The sequence below is a fragment of the Enterobacter sp. 200527-13 genome, assembly GCF_027924865.1.
GTDB lineage: Bacteria > Pseudomonadota > Gammaproteobacteria > Enterobacterales > Enterobacteriaceae > Enterobacter > Enterobacter ludwigii.
Map to the genome: position 1 here is coordinate 16,879 of NZ_BSCM01000014.1, position 17,242 is coordinate 34,120.

Annotated in this window: 20 protein-coding genes and 3 pseudogenes; 4 read left to right on the forward strand and 19 right to left on the reverse strand. The window is 49.0% G+C overall.

The window, feature by feature from the left end:
* Positions 1–192: 192 nt before the first annotated feature.
* Positions 193–1,431, forward strand: a complete 1,239-nt coding sequence (gene alaC, locus QMG44_RS23220; RefSeq protein ID WP_025203511.1) for an alanine transaminase — start codon at positions 193–195, stop codon at positions 1,429–1,431.
* A 52-nt stretch (positions 1,432–1,483) separates the two neighbouring features.
* On the opposite strand, the gene ypdK is transcribed toward alaC, so the two are convergent.
* The 3 genes from ypdK to QMG44_RS23235 all read right to left on the reverse strand — a co-directional run bounded on the left by ypdK (position 1,484) and on the right by QMG44_RS23235 (position 3,590).
* Positions 1,484–1,555: a membrane protein YpdK gene (gene ypdK / locus QMG44_RS23225; RefSeq protein WP_099458937.1), complete on the reverse strand. Its 72-nt coding sequence runs from the start codon at positions 1,553–1,555 to the stop codon at positions 1,484–1,486.
* 354 nt (positions 1,556–1,909) lie between these two features.
* Positions 1,910–2,830 (reverse strand): kdo(2)-lipid IV(A) palmitoleoyltransferase, encoded by a 921-nt coding sequence (gene lpxP, locus QMG44_RS23230; protein WP_086532242.1) that lies wholly within the window; start codon positions 2,828–2,830, stop codon positions 1,910–1,912.
* A 283-nt stretch (positions 2,831–3,113) separates the two neighbouring features.
* A complete protein-coding gene (locus QMG44_RS23235) occupies positions 3,114–3,590 on the reverse strand; it encodes a WbuC family cupin fold metalloprotein (RefSeq protein ID WP_086532243.1) in 477 nt (158 codons plus the stop codon).
* Positions 3,591–3,764: 174 nt separating this feature from the next.
* On the opposite strand from QMG44_RS23235, the pseudogene QMG44_RS23240 reads away from it, so the two are divergent.
* A pseudogene (locus QMG44_RS23240) lies at positions 3,765–4,391 on the forward strand (helix-turn-helix domain-containing protein); the annotation flags it as partial.
* A 166-nt stretch (positions 4,392–4,557) separates the two neighbouring features.
* Here QMG44_RS23240 and QMG44_RS23245 read toward each other — a convergent pair.
* From QMG44_RS23245 to QMG44_RS23295, 11 genes and pseudogenes are all read right to left on the reverse strand, one after another.
* A complete protein-coding gene (locus QMG44_RS23245) occupies positions 4,558–5,406 on the reverse strand; it encodes a DUF4942 domain-containing protein (protein ID WP_232937844.1) in 849 nt (282 codons plus the stop codon).
* Between the two features lie 143 nt (positions 5,407–5,549).
* The gene (locus QMG44_RS23250; protein ID WP_126797039.1) at positions 5,550–5,690 is read right to left on the reverse strand and encodes a DUF957 domain-containing protein; all 141 of its coding nucleotides are present in this window, start codon (positions 5,688–5,690) and stop codon (positions 5,550–5,552) included.
* 29 nt (positions 5,691–5,719) lie between these two features.
* Positions 5,720–6,211: pseudogene (locus tag QMG44_RS23255) on the reverse strand (DUF5983 family protein).
* Positions 6,208–6,588: a TA system toxin CbtA family protein gene (locus tag QMG44_RS23260; protein WP_126797038.1), complete on the reverse strand. Its 381-nt coding sequence runs from the start codon at positions 6,586–6,588 to the stop codon at positions 6,208–6,210. Before QMG44_RS23260 ends, QMG44_RS23255 begins: the two are co-directional and overlap by 4 nt.
* Before the next feature lie 43 nt (positions 6,589–6,631).
* Complete coding sequence (locus QMG44_RS23265; protein ID WP_269835963.1) at positions 6,632–7,009, reverse strand: type IV toxin-antitoxin system YeeU family antitoxin; 378 nt, start codon at positions 7,007–7,009, stop codon at positions 6,632–6,634.
* Between the two features lie 23 nt (positions 7,010–7,032).
* A complete protein-coding gene (locus QMG44_RS23270) occupies positions 7,033–7,254 on the reverse strand; it encodes a DUF987 domain-containing protein (protein WP_042894348.1) in 222 nt (73 codons plus the stop codon).
* Between the two features lie 20 nt (positions 7,255–7,274).
* Positions 7,275–7,754 (reverse strand): DNA repair protein RadC, encoded by a 480-nt coding sequence (gene radC, locus QMG44_RS23275; protein WP_281853280.1) that lies wholly within the window; start codon positions 7,752–7,754, stop codon positions 7,275–7,277.
* Positions 7,755–7,765: 11 nt separating this feature from the next.
* The gene (locus QMG44_RS23280) at positions 7,766–8,167 is read right to left on the reverse strand and encodes an antirestriction protein (RefSeq protein WP_281853300.1); all 402 of its coding nucleotides are present in this window, start codon (positions 8,165–8,167) and stop codon (positions 7,766–7,768) included.
* Positions 8,168–8,267: 100 nt separating this feature from the next.
* Entirely contained in the window at positions 8,268–8,522 is a 255-nt protein-coding gene (locus tag QMG44_RS23285; RefSeq protein ID WP_281853281.1) for a hypothetical protein, read from the reverse strand.
* Positions 8,522–9,340 (reverse strand): DUF932 domain-containing protein, encoded by an 819-nt coding sequence (locus tag QMG44_RS23290; protein WP_281853282.1) that lies wholly within the window; start codon positions 9,338–9,340, stop codon positions 8,522–8,524. The genes QMG44_RS23285 and QMG44_RS23290 overlap by 1 nt, the downstream gene beginning before the upstream one ends.
* 280 nt (positions 9,341–9,620) lie before the next feature.
* A pseudogene (locus QMG44_RS23295) lies at positions 9,621–9,980 on the reverse strand (integrase); the annotation flags it as partial.
* A 508-nt stretch (positions 9,981–10,488) separates the two neighbouring features.
* Between QMG44_RS23295 and QMG44_RS23300 the strand changes: the two are divergent.
* On the forward strand, positions 10,489–10,938 hold the full coding sequence (locus QMG44_RS23300; RefSeq protein WP_005131814.1) for a carboxymuconolactone decarboxylase family protein: 450 nt from the start codon (positions 10,489–10,491) through the stop codon (positions 10,936–10,938).
* A 245-nt stretch (positions 10,939–11,183) separates the two neighbouring features.
* Here QMG44_RS23300 and QMG44_RS23305 read toward each other — a convergent pair whose 3' ends face one another.
* From QMG44_RS23305 to QMG44_RS23315, 3 genes are read right to left on the reverse strand one after another with little or no spacing between them, the layout of a single operon-like run.
* The gene (locus QMG44_RS23305) at positions 11,184–11,663 is read right to left on the reverse strand and encodes a carboxymuconolactone decarboxylase family protein (RefSeq protein WP_005131815.1); all 480 of its coding nucleotides are present in this window, start codon (positions 11,661–11,663) and stop codon (positions 11,184–11,186) included.
* 15 nt (positions 11,664–11,678) lie between these two features.
* Positions 11,679–12,287: an FMN-dependent NADH-azoreductase gene (locus QMG44_RS23310; RefSeq protein WP_223239658.1), complete on the reverse strand. Its 609-nt coding sequence runs from the start codon at positions 12,285–12,287 to the stop codon at positions 11,679–11,681.
* A gap of 7 nt (positions 12,288–12,294) precedes the next feature.
* Complete coding sequence (locus QMG44_RS23315; protein WP_020688232.1) at positions 12,295–12,720, reverse strand: GNAT family N-acetyltransferase; 426 nt, start codon at positions 12,718–12,720, stop codon at positions 12,295–12,297.
* A 109-nt stretch (positions 12,721–12,829) separates the two neighbouring features.
* On the opposite strand from QMG44_RS23315, the gene QMG44_RS23320 reads away from it, so the two are divergent.
* Positions 12,830–14,209 carry a PLP-dependent aminotransferase family protein gene (locus tag QMG44_RS23320; RefSeq protein ID WP_047058016.1) on the forward strand — a complete coding sequence of 460 codons (1,380 nt, stop codon included), beginning with the start codon at positions 12,830–12,832 and terminating at the stop codon, positions 14,207–14,209.
* 252 nt (positions 14,210–14,461) lie between these two features.
* Here QMG44_RS23320 and QMG44_RS23325 read toward each other — a convergent pair whose 3' ends face one another.
* A complete protein-coding gene (locus QMG44_RS23325; RefSeq protein WP_163387534.1) occupies positions 14,462–15,490 on the reverse strand; it encodes an HlyD family secretion protein in 1,029 nt (342 codons plus the stop codon).
* Positions 15,491–15,508: 18 nt separating this feature from the next.
* Positions 15,509–17,092, reverse strand: a complete 1,584-nt coding sequence (locus QMG44_RS23330) for an MFS transporter (RefSeq protein ID WP_281853301.1) — start codon at positions 17,090–17,092, stop codon at positions 15,509–15,511.
* Positions 17,093–17,242: the final 150 nt, after the last annotated feature.

Sequence of the window (17,242 nt, forward strand, 5' to 3'; positions counted from 1 at the left end):
AGATATCAGAAAGAGGCTGTCACTTCGGACGCTTCCGCTTTTCAATGCAGCAGGGTTCCGATTTTAGCGCGCACTCTTTTTTTTCATTTCCCTCTCGACAGCATGTTTTTTTTCAGGTTATTTTCTAAACATGCCACATCGGTGGCAGCGTCGCTCGGACGGTCCGGGCGCTAACGTTAATCTGAGGAATCTATGGCTGAATTCAGTCCTGAACGCCGTTTTACGCGTATCGATCGTCTCCCCCCTTATGTATTCAACATCACTGCTGAACTGAAAATGGCTGCGCGTCGGCGCGGCGAAGACATTATTGATTTCAGCATGGGTAACCCTGACGGCCCAACACCGCCGCATATTGTTGAGAAGTTATGTACGGTTGCTCAGCGTCCGGATACGCACGGCTACTCCACCTCTCGCGGTATTCCTCGATTACGTCGTGCAATTTCTCGCTGGTATCAGGATCGCTACCAGGTTGATATCGACCCTGAAAGCGAGGCGATTGTCACCATCGGCTCAAAAGAAGGTCTGGCGCACCTGATGCTGGCGACACTGGATCATGGTGATACCGTACTGGTGCCCAATCCGAGCTACCCGATTCACATTTATGGCGCAGTGATTGCCGGAGCGCAGGTTCGCTCCGTACCACTGGTGGAAGGGGTCGATTTCTTTAACGAACTGGAACGTGCGATTCGCGAAAGCTATCCGAAACCTAAGATGATGATCCTCGGTTTTCCGTCGAACCCGACGGCGCAGTGCGTAGAGCTCGATTTCTTTGAAAAAGTGGTCGCCCTGGCCAAACGTTACGACGTGCTGGTGGTGCATGATTTAGCCTATGCCGATATTGTCTATGACGGCTGGAAAGCCCCTTCGATTATGCAGGTTCCTGGCGCACGCGATGTGGCGGTTGAGTTCTTTACGCTGTCGAAAAGCTACAACATGGCTGGCTGGCGCATCGGCTTTATGGTGGGCAACAAGACGCTGGTGAATGCCCTGGCGCGCATCAAGAGTTATCACGACTACGGTACCTTTACCCCGCTTCAGGTCGCGGCTATTGCAGCACTTGAAGGCGATCAGCAGTGTGTGCATGAGATTGCTGCGCAGTATAAGCGTCGCCGTGATGTGCTGGTCAAAGGGTTGCATGAAGCTGGCTGGATGGTGGACATGCCAAAAGCGTCCATGTACGTCTGGGCTAAAATTCCGGAGCCGTATGCGGCAATGGGATCGCTGGAGTTTGCCAAAAAGCTGCTGCAGGACGCGAAGGTATGTGTCTCGCCGGGCATTGGCTTTGGTGATTATGGCGACACCCATGTGCGATTCGCTCTGATTGAAAACAGTGACCGCATCCGGCAGGCGGTGAGGGGCATCAAGAGTATGTTCCGCGCCGACGGACTTCTCTCATCGAAAAGCGTCACCGAACATCACGCGTCATCATGACATAAAAAAACAGGAGCCATCGGCTCCTGTTTTTTTGACTGCATGTTCTTCACTAGATCATCAGGGCAAACGTTCCGGCCCAGACTAAAACAATCACCGAAATGCCCATAAAGAAATATTTCACGTTTCATCGCTCCGCGTATCTTGTGGTACGCATTTAAAAACAGAGTCCACCTGATTATAGAGAGCTGAAGTTGGCTTATAGCGGAAATAAGATTTTTCCCGTAATACCGCTGACTCCCGCTCAGAATTCTGTGCTTTCCTGTTGCCAGACGGCGCTAATGTACGCCTAAAAATGGGGGGTGACAAGAGGGATTTTTTTAAATAATTTCCGTCACTTACAAGTGTCGTGGAACGGCGACAGTTTGATTTCAGAACGCAATAAATTCACTTTGAGCGACGCAAAGAAAGACAGTACACAGCGTGATTACAGGTCATTGAAAAGGTTAGTTTCTTAACGAAACTAACCTTCTGGAATTTAGATATACAGCGAGGCTTCGCCAAGAGGGCGTGTTTTGAAACGGCGATGCATCCAGAGATATTGCTCAGGCGCACGCATGATTTCCATTTCGATAACTTTATTGATGAACGTAGCGGCTTCGCCTTCGTTTTCCGGATAGTTAGCCATCTCAGGGGAGATATGCAGGCGATAGCCTGATTTATCCGCTTTTCTGACCATCGTGACGGTCAACATGGAGGCACCGGAAAGACGTGAAATCACAAAGGTACCATTGGTCGTGGCGACATCTTTCACCGCAAAGAACGGAGCGAAGCTACTGCCTTTACGGCCATAATCCTGGTCCGGTGCGAACCAGACGGCCTCACCTTTTTTCAGTGCGCCAACCATGCCGCGCAGGTTGTTACGGCTGATCATCGCCTTATTCGAGCGCATACGACCACGTGTCTGCACCCATTCCATCACGGCGCTGTTGTGCGGACGGTAGGTTGCCATCATCGGCTGGCAAAGCCCCATGACGCGACCCCCCAGTTCCAGAGACATAAAGTGAACGCCGACCACCATCACGCCGCGGTTTTGCATCTGGGCACGTTTCAGGTTATCCAGGCCTTCCACATCAAACCATTTACGAACACGTTCATCAGACCAGAACCATGCCATACCGGTTTCAAGCAGAGCCATGCCGATAGATTTAAAGTTTTCAGCAATCAATTTTTCGCGCTGTTCCGCATTGTACTGTGGAAAGCAAAGTTCGAGATTTTTACGCGCAATAGACTCACGACGTTTAAGGAAGTGGCGCGATGCGCTGCCAAGCCTGGAGCCCAGAATGCGGATTACGGGATATGGAAGCTGAACCAGTAACCAGAGCACGCCAAGACCAAACCATGTGAACCAGTAACGCGGGTGCAGAAACGCGCGTTTGAATTTGGATTGTGACAAAATAATGGGAACCTATATAAAGTCGGTGAAAGTCACGCATTGCGTAACCACGTACCTGTTAGACCGTAGTACAAGGTCATGGTTGCAGGCTTTACCGATCTTTACGGCGTTGCCTGGCCATTGCTGACGTTGGGTGGGCGGTATAATGTAGCACCCTTTATACGGTATGTGCTATTACTCGTGCTTGATTAAAAAAGCGGCAATTCGAAAGGTCTTTGATTTTTCTGTTTTTATAAACCAGAACAGATGCGCGACTGCATCTGTTTGGATATTTTGAAAGCAGTCGTTATGCTTTCCAGGCCGCATCGCCAGGCTGTACCTGTTTATACCATGCCATCAGCGCGGCTGTATCGGGCTCTCCCTCGGCGGGGGCCCAGGTAACGAAATCCTCATCAGCCACCGGTTGATAGCCACCGTGTTTAACTTCAAAAATAACGCCGCCATGATCCAGTGACAGCACGGCATGCCAGGTTCCCGCCTCCATCTCCAGCGCCATACACGCTTCACCTAATACGACGCGACGGGTGACGATGCCCTGGTCGTCAAAATTCAGCACGACAAAACGCCCGCGAAGGGGAAGTAACAGCTCAAAGGTATGCGGATGACGATGAGGGCGAACATAGGTGCCAGGTTCCATCGCGATGGCCAGCCGCTGAACCGGGTCGCTCAGTTCAGGATGAAAGTTACGATGTGCGCGTAAACGCGGGGCGTTAGCCGCCGCTTCACTTTGTTGCTTCAAATCGGAGAGCGTGATTTGTTTCATGATGGTTGCCTGAAAGAGAAGAGGGTCTGTGGAGCAAAGCAGTGGAATTGTAATACGGAATAACATAACCCGTATAAATGAGGGTTCAATCACTGCACATCACCTCTGGAGCATAATAACCTGTGCTGCTAAATTCTCTTTAGCGGCTAAAACGTGACTGACAGGGAAAAGCGGGTGACAGAGCAAATCGATTATCAGATTGAAAAATACAGATTTACCGAGGCGAATGAACCTCCGCGTCTTACCCGTCAGTGGGCCGACGTTTTAAGCGAGTGCAAGGCGATCCAGGCCGGGGCCGAGGCGCGTCTGCGTATTGCCCTGATCAATGTCGATTACGTTACCAGCTTTGAGCTGCCTTTCCGCCTGCTGCTCGTGCGGACACCTCAGTTAATTGCCGGCTTGCGTGATGAACTGCAGCTCAGCCAGAAGAATGTCATTTTTAACGGGAAACGGTTTGGCTGTGTCTGGAGCGTGAAGTCCGATTTGAGCGATGTACCTGACGTTTTTCAATATCATCTGTCCACACGTATACGGCGAACGGAAGCGACACAATTGACCGCGGAACCTTTTCTGCAGATAGCCAAAGAAATTAAGCCCCCCACGGAACGTCTGAAGCGTGCTCTGTTAAGTGGTCTGGAGGTAACCGCGCTTGATGCGCTGTTCTGGTTTGGGATCCAGCGGATTGCTGCTGAGGTGTCACGTCTGAGAAAGGCCGGAATGAGAATTATCACTGCGGAAAAACAGGTATTTGATAATCTTACCGGAACCACTCGCCTTGTGCCGGTGTATCGGCGCGCCGATGAGAGCATGGTGTCCCCTGCAGGAATCGTATTGGGTGTGTATGTTGATTGTGAAATAAGGTTATTTTACTGTTCAATAATTGTTTGGGCCCCCAAAAGGGCCCCCAAGTGTATTCTCCTTGATTTGGAAATTTGAACAGAAATAATCAACTGTCTATTAGCATATTTCATTCTCGGGCAGATAACATTCCAGGATAGTGCCGGGCAATGATGCCATTCAGCTTATCAACCAGTTCTGGTCGTTTGAACGTAATGTGTACTGTTCCCTTCTGAAAATACTTAATTGCAAACATTTCGTCCTCGTAACGGTTGCTGTGCCTGTTCTCATGGATATGGTCTCCTAGTCGACGTGTAACGTCAGCACGGTTGTCGGGAACCGGCTTACCATCGAGAAGCATCAGCATGCGCTCAAGGTCCGCTAGCCGGTCACGCTGCCAGCCCCAGTTCAGCCCAAATCCCCACCGGTCACATTTGACCAGTCCGCTAACGATAATTTTCGCGCCAAACCTGCAGGGTGAATTCGTCTTATAATCCCACGATAAACTTTTGAACACATTTATAACTCCGCGCTCAAACACCTCGCCTTTATTCAGATGCAGTTGTTCAAAGGTGCTGATAATATTCTGTTCACTGACCGCCGGAATATCCTCCTTTTCCAAGCTGTTGTACCACTGGTCACGCGCCTGAGCGTCCATCAGGCTTAGCATCCCCGACTTCTTCATCAAATCCCGCCATATACTGCGATCGAGATTGCGGGTAATGGCTTTCATCGCTGCTTCTCTTTTTTCCATTAGCCAGCAGCCACAGCGGAAGTCCTGCTTCATAGCCCAGTCCAGGGCAGTTTTACCGCCGATGCTGCGGGTCAGCTCTGAGATATCGTCCAGTTGCTGAATGAGCACTTCAATCTGCGTAAGCGCGGCGTTACGACCCGTAACGATACGTTCAATACTGGTTGAGCAAATCACGTCGGTATGTTCGGTGAATACTTCGGGTTTGGTAAGGGTAAGGTCTGACATCATTTCTTTCCTTATACAAAGCAAAACGCCAACCGGAGGGGGCTGGCGCTTATACGTGTGTGGTGAGTTTGGTTCAGTAACTAATTTGTTCTGGCCTGTTGCAGAAGCTGAAGATGATGGAGATCGCGAACGTCCCTGAGTGCCTATTCAGTCCAGAGCAACAGTGTTGCGGAGTCGGTATTGTCATCGTCGTTGTCGAAGATGAGCTCCGTATCGCAGCTGATATTGTCCTGCAGCCAGTCAATCAGAATGTTGAGAGCCGCTTCGATGGTTAATTCTGGCACGCGAAAACCTTATGAGGATTGAGGTTGAGCTACCAGTCAAACGTAGCGAAGCCCGGTAGCACTTCGCCAAAGGCATCAAGATGAATAATGCCTGTGGAGTAACGGCGCATCAGCGCTACCACCAGGCGACGACAGGCTTTTGAAAGACCCAGGCGTTTGAGGCGTAAGACCGGAAACGACCACGCGCCCAGATGAAGCAGATAACCCGAGCCGGTGTACAAAATCCATTCGCAGTCACCAAAATCTTCATGATGGTGTGAAAGGGCAAACAAAAGAGCGTTGTCGGCTTCGGTGATATGGGCGGTGCTACACTAAATGCCGTTCAGGCGAGCAACGGGCGGAAGTGGATCTACAACAATCATCTTTCCGGGGGCATCAGCAACGCGAAGCGAATAACCGTTCTGGTTCACCACATTAATCAGGTCTTCCAGTTCAATACCGTCGATATCTACAGCGAACCGGCCCATGTTGAGGGCCAGTATGTTAATGGCATCGGCTTCCACGGTCAGGGAAAATTTCATGAATGTTGCTCCTGAGCGGCGTTCCCCTCGATGAGATGAGAGATCCTTTTATACCCGTTGCGTTGCATCAACCCTGTTGCCCGTCTGGCCTGGAGAATATCAATTACCCCGATAAAAGGGGACTGTTGATGAACGGAGAATCCGGGACGATCAATTCGCACCAGTTCAGATTTTTCCACGAGAAAATTGAGTGCATCTGCCAGTGAAATCCCGGCGTCAATTTGTTTCGTAATAACCAGCTCATCGAAAAATGGTGTGTCATTAAGCGAAAGACCGTAATGCCTTTCCAGCAGATACGTAAGAAGTTGCTGCCAGATTTCAACGGGCGTCGGGCGTGACGGTGCCTTCCGCTTAGGGCTGGCGGGTAAGGTTTGCATAATGAAATGCTCCTGAATTAAATCGGTTTAAAAAGGGGATGAATTAGGGCGCGGGTTCATGTGAGATGCTGTTGACTGACGTTGGATAAATCGCAATATAAAGGTAACCACAACTGCCCAATGTATCTGCATCGCATGTCAGCCCTTTCGCTTTTAGCGTGACGCTGTGCTGAAGGCGTGGATTCAGTTCACCGGAAACCAGCATTAACTCCAGCTGTTTGAGCAGTACCGGAAACGCCTGGTCGATATGACGTAAATCCGCCTCGCTGAAGGTGCCGGTGATACTGGCCCGGTCAGCGAGGTAATGCAGGCGGTTACCCTCCTGGACCAGTCGTGCGCCAAAACAGGCGGAGACGTCACGTCTCAGCCCCCACCAGGGTTCGGTGATATTGTGGTTTACAGGCGGTATTTTATTCGACAATGTAAGCCTTCCTTAAACGTGAGTTAATTGAGCGTGACGCTGCGTAAGACGACATACGGGCCGTTACGGTCCTGACGCCGCTCCGCGAACACAGCGAGTACCCCACTGATATCCTGCACCTCCCGCCCGGCGTAGTGGCAGACGCTGCCGGACCATTTGTATTTGCCGGTACAGAAGCGAAACAGCCGGGACTGTGGATGCTGGCGGTATATCGCCATTGCCTGACGCTTGCTGATAATTTTCATCGGGTTACTTTCCTGTTGTGCTACAGCCAGCCTCTCTCTGCAAACGAGATGACATTCATTCCGCCGACGACCAGATGGTCCAGCAGGCGAATATCAACCAGCTCAAGCGCCTGCTTCAGACGGGCGGTGATTTGTCTGTCAGCATGGCTGGGCTCTGCCTCTCCGGAAGGATGATTGTGAGCCAGAACGGCAGCCGCAGCGTTGTGTTTGAGAGCGGCCTTTACGACTTCCCGGGGGTATACGGTCATACTGTTGATGGTGCCCCGGAAGAGCGCTTCATGGGCTATCAGGCGATGCTGGTTATCGAGGAAGAGAACAGTAAATTCTTCCCTTTCTTCCAGCGTCAGTTGCAGACGCAGCCAGTCGCGGACGGCATTACTGGAGGCAAACGACGCGCCGGGTTCGCGTAACTGGCATTCCAGCAGGGTTAATGCTTCCCTGATGGTTTGCTGGTCGGCAGGGGCTAATTCACGGGCAAATAACGGTAACTGTTGTTCCATAGCAACTGACCTTAGTCGATGATGTGCATGATGGCGTTGCATTCCGCGTGGTTAAGGGCGTAGTCCCGCAGGCGATAGTAATGCTCCGTCATGGTGTCGCATTCGGTGCGCGTGGCGTGGTGGCTGTAAGTCATCAGACAGACGACTATCCCGGCGGCTTCAGCGCTGAGTTCACAGCCGTTACCGTTCATGGTGTTGAACAACTCCCATTGTTCATCGGTATCTTCATTTGTTTCCGGGGCCATAAACGCACCGCCGTTGCTCAGCGTGTAAAACTGCCAGATGCCGCCGTTGTAGTCAGCACAGAACCGGTCCATCCAGGCGAAGACGGTCGGTTCGAGGATTATCCACTGCGGTATGCTGCCGAAGTGCTGCGGCCAGAATTCCACACGCTGTTCATCCGGCACGAGCATGGCGGTCAGAGCTGGCACAGAACGGGTATCGGCAGATTGTGGCTGTAACGGGAGGGTATCGTTAAGGTTGATAATGTCGGTCATATTCGTTTTTCCTTGTTTATTTATGGGGTTGGGGATGATGGATTAGCAGGAGTGACGGGCAGGACTGCGCATAGCCGTTCTCATCACAACGGGTGGGCCATATACTGTCGGTCAGGCTTAACTGACAAAGGCTGAGTTCTCCGGGTCGGTAGAGAAGATGTGTGCACCAGGCGCACAGGTCGTCATCAGAGATGGAGCGGCAGCCCGGAACCTCATTCAGGGAAAGTGGATAAACTTCTGCCTGACGGGCATCATCCGGAACATGCTGCATCAGCTCAGAGCCTGCTGCAGCTCTTCGGCCATTACCCAGAGCGCGCGGTTAAGTTTGATGTCGCCATCAATTCCGTTAACTGCACGGGTATGGGTACGTTTACCCTGTGCGGTACGTCCGGGCAAACCGCCTTTGAGCAACGATTCCTGAATGCGGTTATAAACTGTCCACAGGTCGTCCTGACGGTCCTCATACCGGCGTGGCGTCAGTATCTGCGATTCCGTTACCGGCTGATGCTCTTCACCAAAGCGATAAGTTAATGCCGCTTTCGCCATCGCCTGTTGTGCTGGTGGCGGTAACAAAAGCGACTGCATGGCATCGCGCTTCTCCTCCACTTGGTCAAAAATCCCGAGCACTTCGTAAGCCCCTTCAATGACTTTCTCCACCACGTTGCCTTTATGCGGCACACGTACCTCACCAACGCTCTCACCGCAAATCAGCCCGTTCTGGCAGACTGCACGAAATAGCCCCGGCAACATCTGGTATGAGCTGGAGCCGTCATGGCTGTTGAGCAGAATGATTTCTGGCACCTGCTTACCGGTGATTTGCCCCTCACGGCGCAGGCGCAGCATGTGTTTGGTGTGCTCACGCTTGCTCTGGTCGCGCACTCGGGTCTGGCAGGCAAAGAATGGCTGAAAGCCTTCCTGCTTCAGGCTATCAAGCAGTGTGATGGTCGGGATGTAGGTGTAGCGGTCAGAGCGGGATTCGTGCTTGTCGGTACCAAATACACTGGGAACATGGATCATCAGTTCGTCGTTCGTCAGTGGACGGTCGCGGCGTATCTGGTTAATCCGTCCGAAGCGGCTGGCTAATTTCATGATAAATCTCCTTTGTGGTTAACGGCATAAATGCAGACAGGCCGCACTTCCGATAAAGAAGTGCGGCCTGTCTGCATGGATTTGGTGTTGCAGAGGTAATAGGGGAAAACTCTTTATAGTTCAGGGAGGCGACAGCTAGCTAATGTCTGCTATGAGCGAACAGCGGAAGTTCGTAATTTATTCCACATCTGTTGACGCGTGTTAATAAACAGGGAGCAGGTCAACCAAGCTTTTCTACCCACCTATTAAAGATTCGGTTGTATTTTCGAGTTGATATTTACTGATTAGTTCTGGCCCGAGACCGGAACAAGAAGTCTTTACTGTGCAAATTGCCAAGCTTTATCAATGCAGCAACTATTTCTCTTGTTCCTTTGGTGGTCTCAAATTGCGCAGGACTACAGGTTTTCTGTTGCAATACCGTTGCTCTGCTTGAAACCAAGCTACCATCTGCCACATCAGATACTTTGCGTTTGACCAGATCAGAATCTCGAAGCTTACTGTCCAAGGTCATATTGAACAGAGCTAGATCGCGCCTTTTACCTTCCAATTCAAGCCGGATTCGGTTCCTCCAGATATGAGATATCTGAACTGGTCTTTTTTGGCCTACGATACTGCCTATGTTCCACGATGAAGTGTTCACACTCAAATCTACTGTAATATGGGAGATTCGAGTATGATTGTCCCTTATGAGCGAGAGGTGGACGTACAGAACGAATTTCATTACATATGAATTAAACATTTCTTCCCGGGGAACGTCGATTGTCGTTTGGGATAGCCAGGCTTTAGCCTGCTGGTAATCGTCAGTTCAGCCAGAAGAAAGAGTGTTCCGACAATGTATCCTGCACCTTTTTTATCATTATGATGAAGGCCTTCACCAAGTCACATTCTCAGATGCCATTTCTGCATAAAGACTAAAACTGGCCATTCAAACAATCATCATTGTTGAATCAAAGTTAAACCCATACTAATTTCATGGCATTTCATTTTTATCATGTCCTACCCGTTTTCCTCTCCTTTGTGTCTTTTTTACATGTCAATTTTGATTATGATGACTTAACACTGAAGTATCCATCAGTAACCCTTCTGAAGAAGGTTAGGTATATTTCCGTAGATAAATCAATCAACTATCACTTTCTAAAGGAAAACACATGAAACGTCCAAATTGGTTCCAGGTATCTGCAGAAGGTTCAAAAGCACTGGGAACGCTGCATCATTTTGCCACAACAGGAACAAATCTCCCGGAAGAGTTAATACATTTGGTTTTTTTAAGAGTATCTCAGATTAATGGCTGCGCGCATTGTATTGATATTCACACCCGCGATCTTATGAAGTGTGGCATGTCAGTAGAGAAAATAGTTCTGATTCCCGTATGGGAGGAAGCTACATATTTATTCTCGGATCTGGAGCAAGCGGCACTGGCATGGGCTGAAGAAGTTACCCGAGTAAGTGAGACACATGCCTCGGATGAAGCGTATTCTGCAGCGCTTTCAGTATTTGGTGAAAAAGATTTGGTCGATCTGACCATCGTTATTGCAACAATGAATGCACTTAATCGTATGGGCGTCAGCTTTCGAATGAAGCCGCTGGCCAAGGCATAAATTACCATTCGTTTTCTTCTCGCGATTGGTTACTCATTTCCTCCAAAGTAAAAACCGCCGAAAGGCGGTTTTTACTTTTTTAACAGCTAGCGATAAATATAATCGATCTTAATATTCTTATAAGCATATATAATATTAGGTTAAAAATACACTATGAATACTATTTGTGGGTGATTATTACAACATATGTAAGCTAATAATAAAAAATAAAGCCGCCAACAAGAAATGTTGTTGGCGGACATTTATTAATGTAATTCAGCACGATCCAGACCGTAAGCGCTATCCATCGATCCTGGTGACATCTGTGATAAAATCTGGAGACGATTCCAGGCGTTGATTACAGCAATGGTGAAAGTTAACTCTGATACTTCCACTTCAGAGAAATGTTCGCGCAATTCGCTGTAAAGCGCTTCGCTTACACCATTATCACCAATGCGTGTCAACGCTTCAGTCAGTGCCAGAGCAGCTTTCTCTTTGGCGCTGAACAGTGGCGATTCCCGCCAGATTGCAACGTGATAAAGACGCAGTTCACGCTCCCCATGCATTTTTGCTTCTTTAACGTGCATATCCAGACAAAACGCACAATGATTCATCTGTGAGGCTCGGATATCCACTAAGTGCTTAAGTTTTTTATCCAGCGAGACTTTTCCTAATGCCATAGAGGCATCGGCTAGTGTTTTAGCCAGTGCGGGAATGGTTTTAAAATGATTCACACGTGACGACATATTGTAATCCTCTTTTTAAAATAAACGATCAATGGTTTGCAGTGCATGAGGTAACGCTGTAGTACGAGCGACGGGATCATGCGTACCGTCTACCCGAATAAATTGCACGTCGGTAATGCCAATATATTCAAGCGCTACGCGAATATATGGCGTAAACTGGTCATCCGCTACAAATGGACCGTGTGCAAATACACTGCCGCTGGCGACAACGCAATACACCTTTTTGCCGCTGACGAGCCCTATTTTTTTGCCCTCTGGCGTAAAGGCGAAAGTTCGTCCGGCGCGGGTTATATGATCGAACCAGGCCTTTAACACAGAAGGCAGGCCGAGGTTCCACATCGGTGATGAGATAACCAGCGTGTCACAATCTAAAAGCTGATCTACCAGTTGTTCCGAAGTCTGAATAGCGGTGAGCTGAGCTTCACTGCGTAGGTCTGGTGGGGTAAAAAAACCAGCAATGGTAAATGCATCAAGATGTGGTAGCGGCCTTTTAGCCAGGTCCAGCACTGATTCTTGAAGCCCGGCATGATGCGCGCGTAATTTTTCTACCAGGCGCTCAGACGCCACACGGGATGTCGATCCTGATAAATCCGGGCTGACTTTAATGTGAAGCAGTTTCATCATTTTTTCCTCAAGTGAGATCGCGATAATAATGCAGGCCGAGGGCGGTATATCCGACACGCTGATAAAATGCCTGGGCTCCTGAATTACTAATGGCGGTATCAAGGACCATCTGACCACAACCGTATTCACGTGCGATGACCGCTAAGTGATTCAACAGCGTTGCACCCATCCCCTGACCGCGAGCCTCGTTCACTGTTACCAGATCGTCGACGTAACAGAATTGCCCGTGAATGAAATTTTCGAGCAGTCGATAACCGGCCAGCGCCATTGTTTTGCCATCCTGCTCCAGTCCTGCAAGCCGATAGCCTTGCGCCTGCTGGCGCTGTACCTGGGCGATAAATTGTTTCTCATTCGTTAGTTTGCTGCGTAGCTCCTGCATCAGCGCAAAGCAACGGGCAAGGTCAATGACGGTGTCGTAATGTACAATCTTCATGACGCCTCATAGTGAGTGGCTTAGTTAATAGCCATATCTTAATCTTGTATGTCTTGTTAAAAAGGGTCATTATTCGAATTAATTGATAGGACATTTAAAGGTGCATTTGATGGGGTACAAAGAGATTTATGCCCGCTATCGTCAGCAAATTCAGGACGGCCTTTTGAAACCGGGGGAGCGCGTTCCCTCAATTCGTTCGCTGGCGAGCGAGTTGCAGGTCGCGCGAAAAACGGTGGAAACCGCGTATGAAATTCTTACTGGAGAAGGCTATTTCGTAAGTCTGGGGGCGAAGGGGACCTATATAAATCCGGAGCTCCGGCTGACCTCAACGGTCAGAGAAGACAATTATGTATCGTCTCGTTCACTTGACACGCCGGTTACTGAAAGGAAGGGTGATCTCCGACTCGGCATTCCTGCACTGGATGAATTCCCCCATAAAAAATGGCTGTTGATATCGGGAAAAGCGGCGCGAAGTCTGCGTCCGGAAGAAATGCTCATGCCCCCGGTAGTGGGCTTTAAGCCACTACGTGAGGCCATTGCAAGTTATCTCACTATTTCAAGAGGACTGAATTGCCGACCAGAGCAAATCTTCGTTACCAGCGGCTATCGGGCCAATTTACGGTTTATTCTGTCGGTACTTGCACAACCTGATGATAAAGTGCTGTTTGAAGATCCTGGCTACTTTTATGGTCAGCAATTATTGAAGCGAATGGCATCCAAACTGCACTATATACCTGTTGATAGACAGGGCATGGATGTTGATTATCTTCAGCGCTATCACAACGATGCACGCTTCGCTATCGTTACACCCACTCACCAAAGTCCGCTCGCAGTTAGCCTTTCATTACCGCGTAAGCATCAGTTACTGTCCTGGGCACAGCAAAACAATAGCTGGATAATTGAAGATGATTACGACGGAGAGTTTCACTACACACGCAAAGTAATCCCGGCGTTGAAAAGCCTCGATACGCATGACCGGGTTATTTATACTGGTACATTTAGTAAAACGATAATGCCAGCTATGCGTATCGGATATATGGTAGTGCCACAGGAGACGGTAGCCCGTTTCAGTGAACTGGGTGAAATCCTTGAAACGGGTCTGCCATTACTACCGCAAAAAATCCTTGCACAGTTCCTTAGTGAAGGGCACTTCTACCGGCATATAAAAAAGATGCGTTTACTCTACCAGCAGCGGCGTCGCATGATGCTTGACGCAATTGAAACGACCTTTCCAGGTTTTTTTGAATTTGAGCTTACAGATGGCGGTATGCATATTGTTGCCTTCCTGCAACGTGGCATTGAAGATACTGCATTAGCTGCATTATGGACACAGCACGAGCTTTACGTCCGGCCACTCTCGAGCTGGTATGCGCAGACACGAAAACGTTATGGATTAGTCATTGGATACACCAATATTCGTTCAACCGAGGAGGCGCAGAAAATTTTGCAGCGTGTTAAGGAAAAAACACTGGCACTTATGCAGCATTAAGTATTTTGATAGCCAGGCGTGAAGAATAACCTATTATTTACCAGTATTGTTGACTGAAAAAATTTAGTCGATCACTCTCTGTAAATGAGGGTCGACTAAATATGATCGTGATCGCTCATGCGTTTTGTAACATGAAGTTAGCCTGGTGTCAGTGCCCTTTATTTCCAACAGGAAATTATGTATAGATAACTGGAACGCCGTTTCTAAGCCAGACATTAAAAAATAGAGCGTTTTTTGAGTATATCTGGAATATTAGCGGATTTCAATTTCAGGAACGGCTGACATCCCGACGCGCAATAATTTTGCATCGGGTTGATTACCATCCAGCACTATTTTCACCGGTAAACGCTGGACGACTTTAGTAAAGTTACCCGTTGCATTGTCTGGCTGGATGGCTGAAAACGTTGCGCCGGTTGCAGGAGCGATACTATCGACATGTCCAGTAAACTTTTTGCCAGGCATGGCATCAATTTTAATTAAGACCTTCTGCCCCTGCTGAACATTTGCCAACTGTGTTTCAAGATAATTGGCAGTGATGTAAGTTTGATGTAGCGGAACCACGGCCAGCAGACGTGTCCCTGCGTTAACGTACGCTCCGAGGCGCACCGAACGCTGGCCTACCATCCCATCGACTGGTGCAACAATATGCGTATAAGAAAGGTTAAGCCTCGCCTGACTGACTTTTGCCTGCGCGACTGCAACATCGGCTTCCGCCTGACGTAATGCAGCCCTCAACACGCCTACCTGTTTCTCTGCTGAGGTCAGAGCAGCTTCGTTCTGACGAACGACTGCGGATGCAGAACGCTGTGTTGAATGGGCTTTTTGTTGATCGTCCGCAGCGACGGTACCTCTTTGATAAAGTTTATTAAAACGTTCAGCATTCTGACTGGCATACTGCGCCGATGCCTGACTGGCTAAAAGGGTCGCTTTTGTCTGAGCAATAATGGATTGTTGCTGCTCCAGTTGTGCAAGGCTGCTCAGGCGTTTTGCATCACTAAGCTGCAAATTAGCTTGCGCCATTTCAAGCGCTATTTTGTAGTCACGGTCATCCAGCGTTGCCAGTGTTTGCCCTGCTTTAACACGTTGGTTATCCGCAACATAGATATTTTTGATATAACCCGATACTTTTGGTGCTACCAGTGTGTAATCCGCATTCACATAGGCATCATTGGTACGGGTATCATTGTTCAGCATTGTCGACCAGACGAAAAATATCATCGTCATCATCAGGATTAATAATGCGCTGAGCAGAGTCGTTCTTCTCGATACCGAAAATTTCATTTAACCACCTCTATTTTGTCATTGCAGGTTGAAAAGTGTCTGGGGCGGCCAGACACGTTTTGGCAACCAGACAGTGAGTAATAACAGAAGGACGGCAAAGCCAGTCATCAGGAGATAGCTATCGGCCAGACTCAGAACAATTGCCTGATGTTTTAATAAGGTGATAAATCCAGCGATGTTCTCGGTGTTGCTGATGCTGCCGTCGTGTAATAAAGGAATGCTGCTGCTGGCCTGCTCGCTGACCGGTGTCGATATCAACCATGGGCGGTTGGCTACGTTATTGACCAGAACATTAGAATGAAATTGCTCTCTGTCATTTATAAACCATTCCACTAAAACGCCAGCTGCGATGCTTGAAAAACCCCGTACGGTATTGAACATAGCAGAGGCATAATGTCCTTCAGGGGGAGCCACAACGCTGGTTGCGCTCATAAGCAACGGTAAAATAATTGACGGTAATCCAATCGCCTGCAGAAGCTGTATTGCCCAGAAATTCTGGCGTGCCCAGTCGCTGGTTATCTGCATACCCATCAGGCTGGCAGAAATCATCAGAACAATCCCGAAAGCTATCAGCCAGCGACAATCAACCCAGCGCAGACTAAGCAATGCGGCAACAAGCGGGGTGATAATTAACTGCGGGAGCCCAATTATCAAAGCCAGCGGGGCAAACTGCACTGTTCGAAAGCCCTCTACTTTACCAAAGAAATTGGACGGCAAAGCAGAGCCAGCCAGTGCCAGTACCAACACTACAGCGAGCGCCATCAGGCCATATGAAAAGTTACTTCTCTCCAGCATCTGTAATTTGAACAAAGGGAGGGGATGAAACCATTCATTAATCAGGAAAATCGTCAGGCACACGAAGGCGCTGGATAACAGGCCATTAAATAAGGGCGATTCAAACCAGTCCAGACGTCCACCCTGAGTGATGGCGATTATCAAAAACGCCATTCCAGAACAGCCGGTAATCATACCGAACAGGTCGATCTGTTTAAATCGGTCGAGGTGAATTGGGTCCTGCGGCAAACCCCAGCCAATAAAGAGCATCGAAATCAAAATGGCGGGGACCACTTGCCAGAACATGAACATCCAGCTCACATCATCTGTCCAGAATGCCGCCAGTGAAGGGGCCACATTTGGACCAAAAGTCGCAGTCAGAGCATAAGCGCCAAGTCCATAAAGTTTTATCGATGGTGGCAGAAAACGTAGCGCCACAGTCATGAGTAAGGGAGGTAGGGCACCGCTAAACAGGCCCTGTATCGTTCGCAAGAGAATAAACAGCGGCGCATTCGGGAGCAAGGGTAAAAGTATGCCGCAAACCATAAAACCGCCAGCGCAAGTAAGCGCGAATTTACGCAGCGAAAAAGTCACAGCAAACCATGGTGCGATCATCATCGCCACTACTTCTGCGGCCTGGTAGGCAGAGGTGAACCAACTGGCTTGATCATAAGTCACGCCAATTCCGGCACGCACATCCGCAAGCGCTATATCTATAACCCGACCATTAAGTCCGGAAGTTAAGGCTGCGATGAGTATCCCCACAAATCCCATTGCAAGGCGCCAGGTAAAGGGGGGCGAAGGTGGAGTAGAACGCTGTGCATTCATACGCTGTGCATTCATACAAAGTTCTCATGCATTATATCGATACGATGTACCACATTATGATACACATGTGACATCTTACATTGCGATAGCGTCCATTGCAATGTGATAATTAATACATGAACTGAGGTAACAGGCTGTCCGTGACCGGAC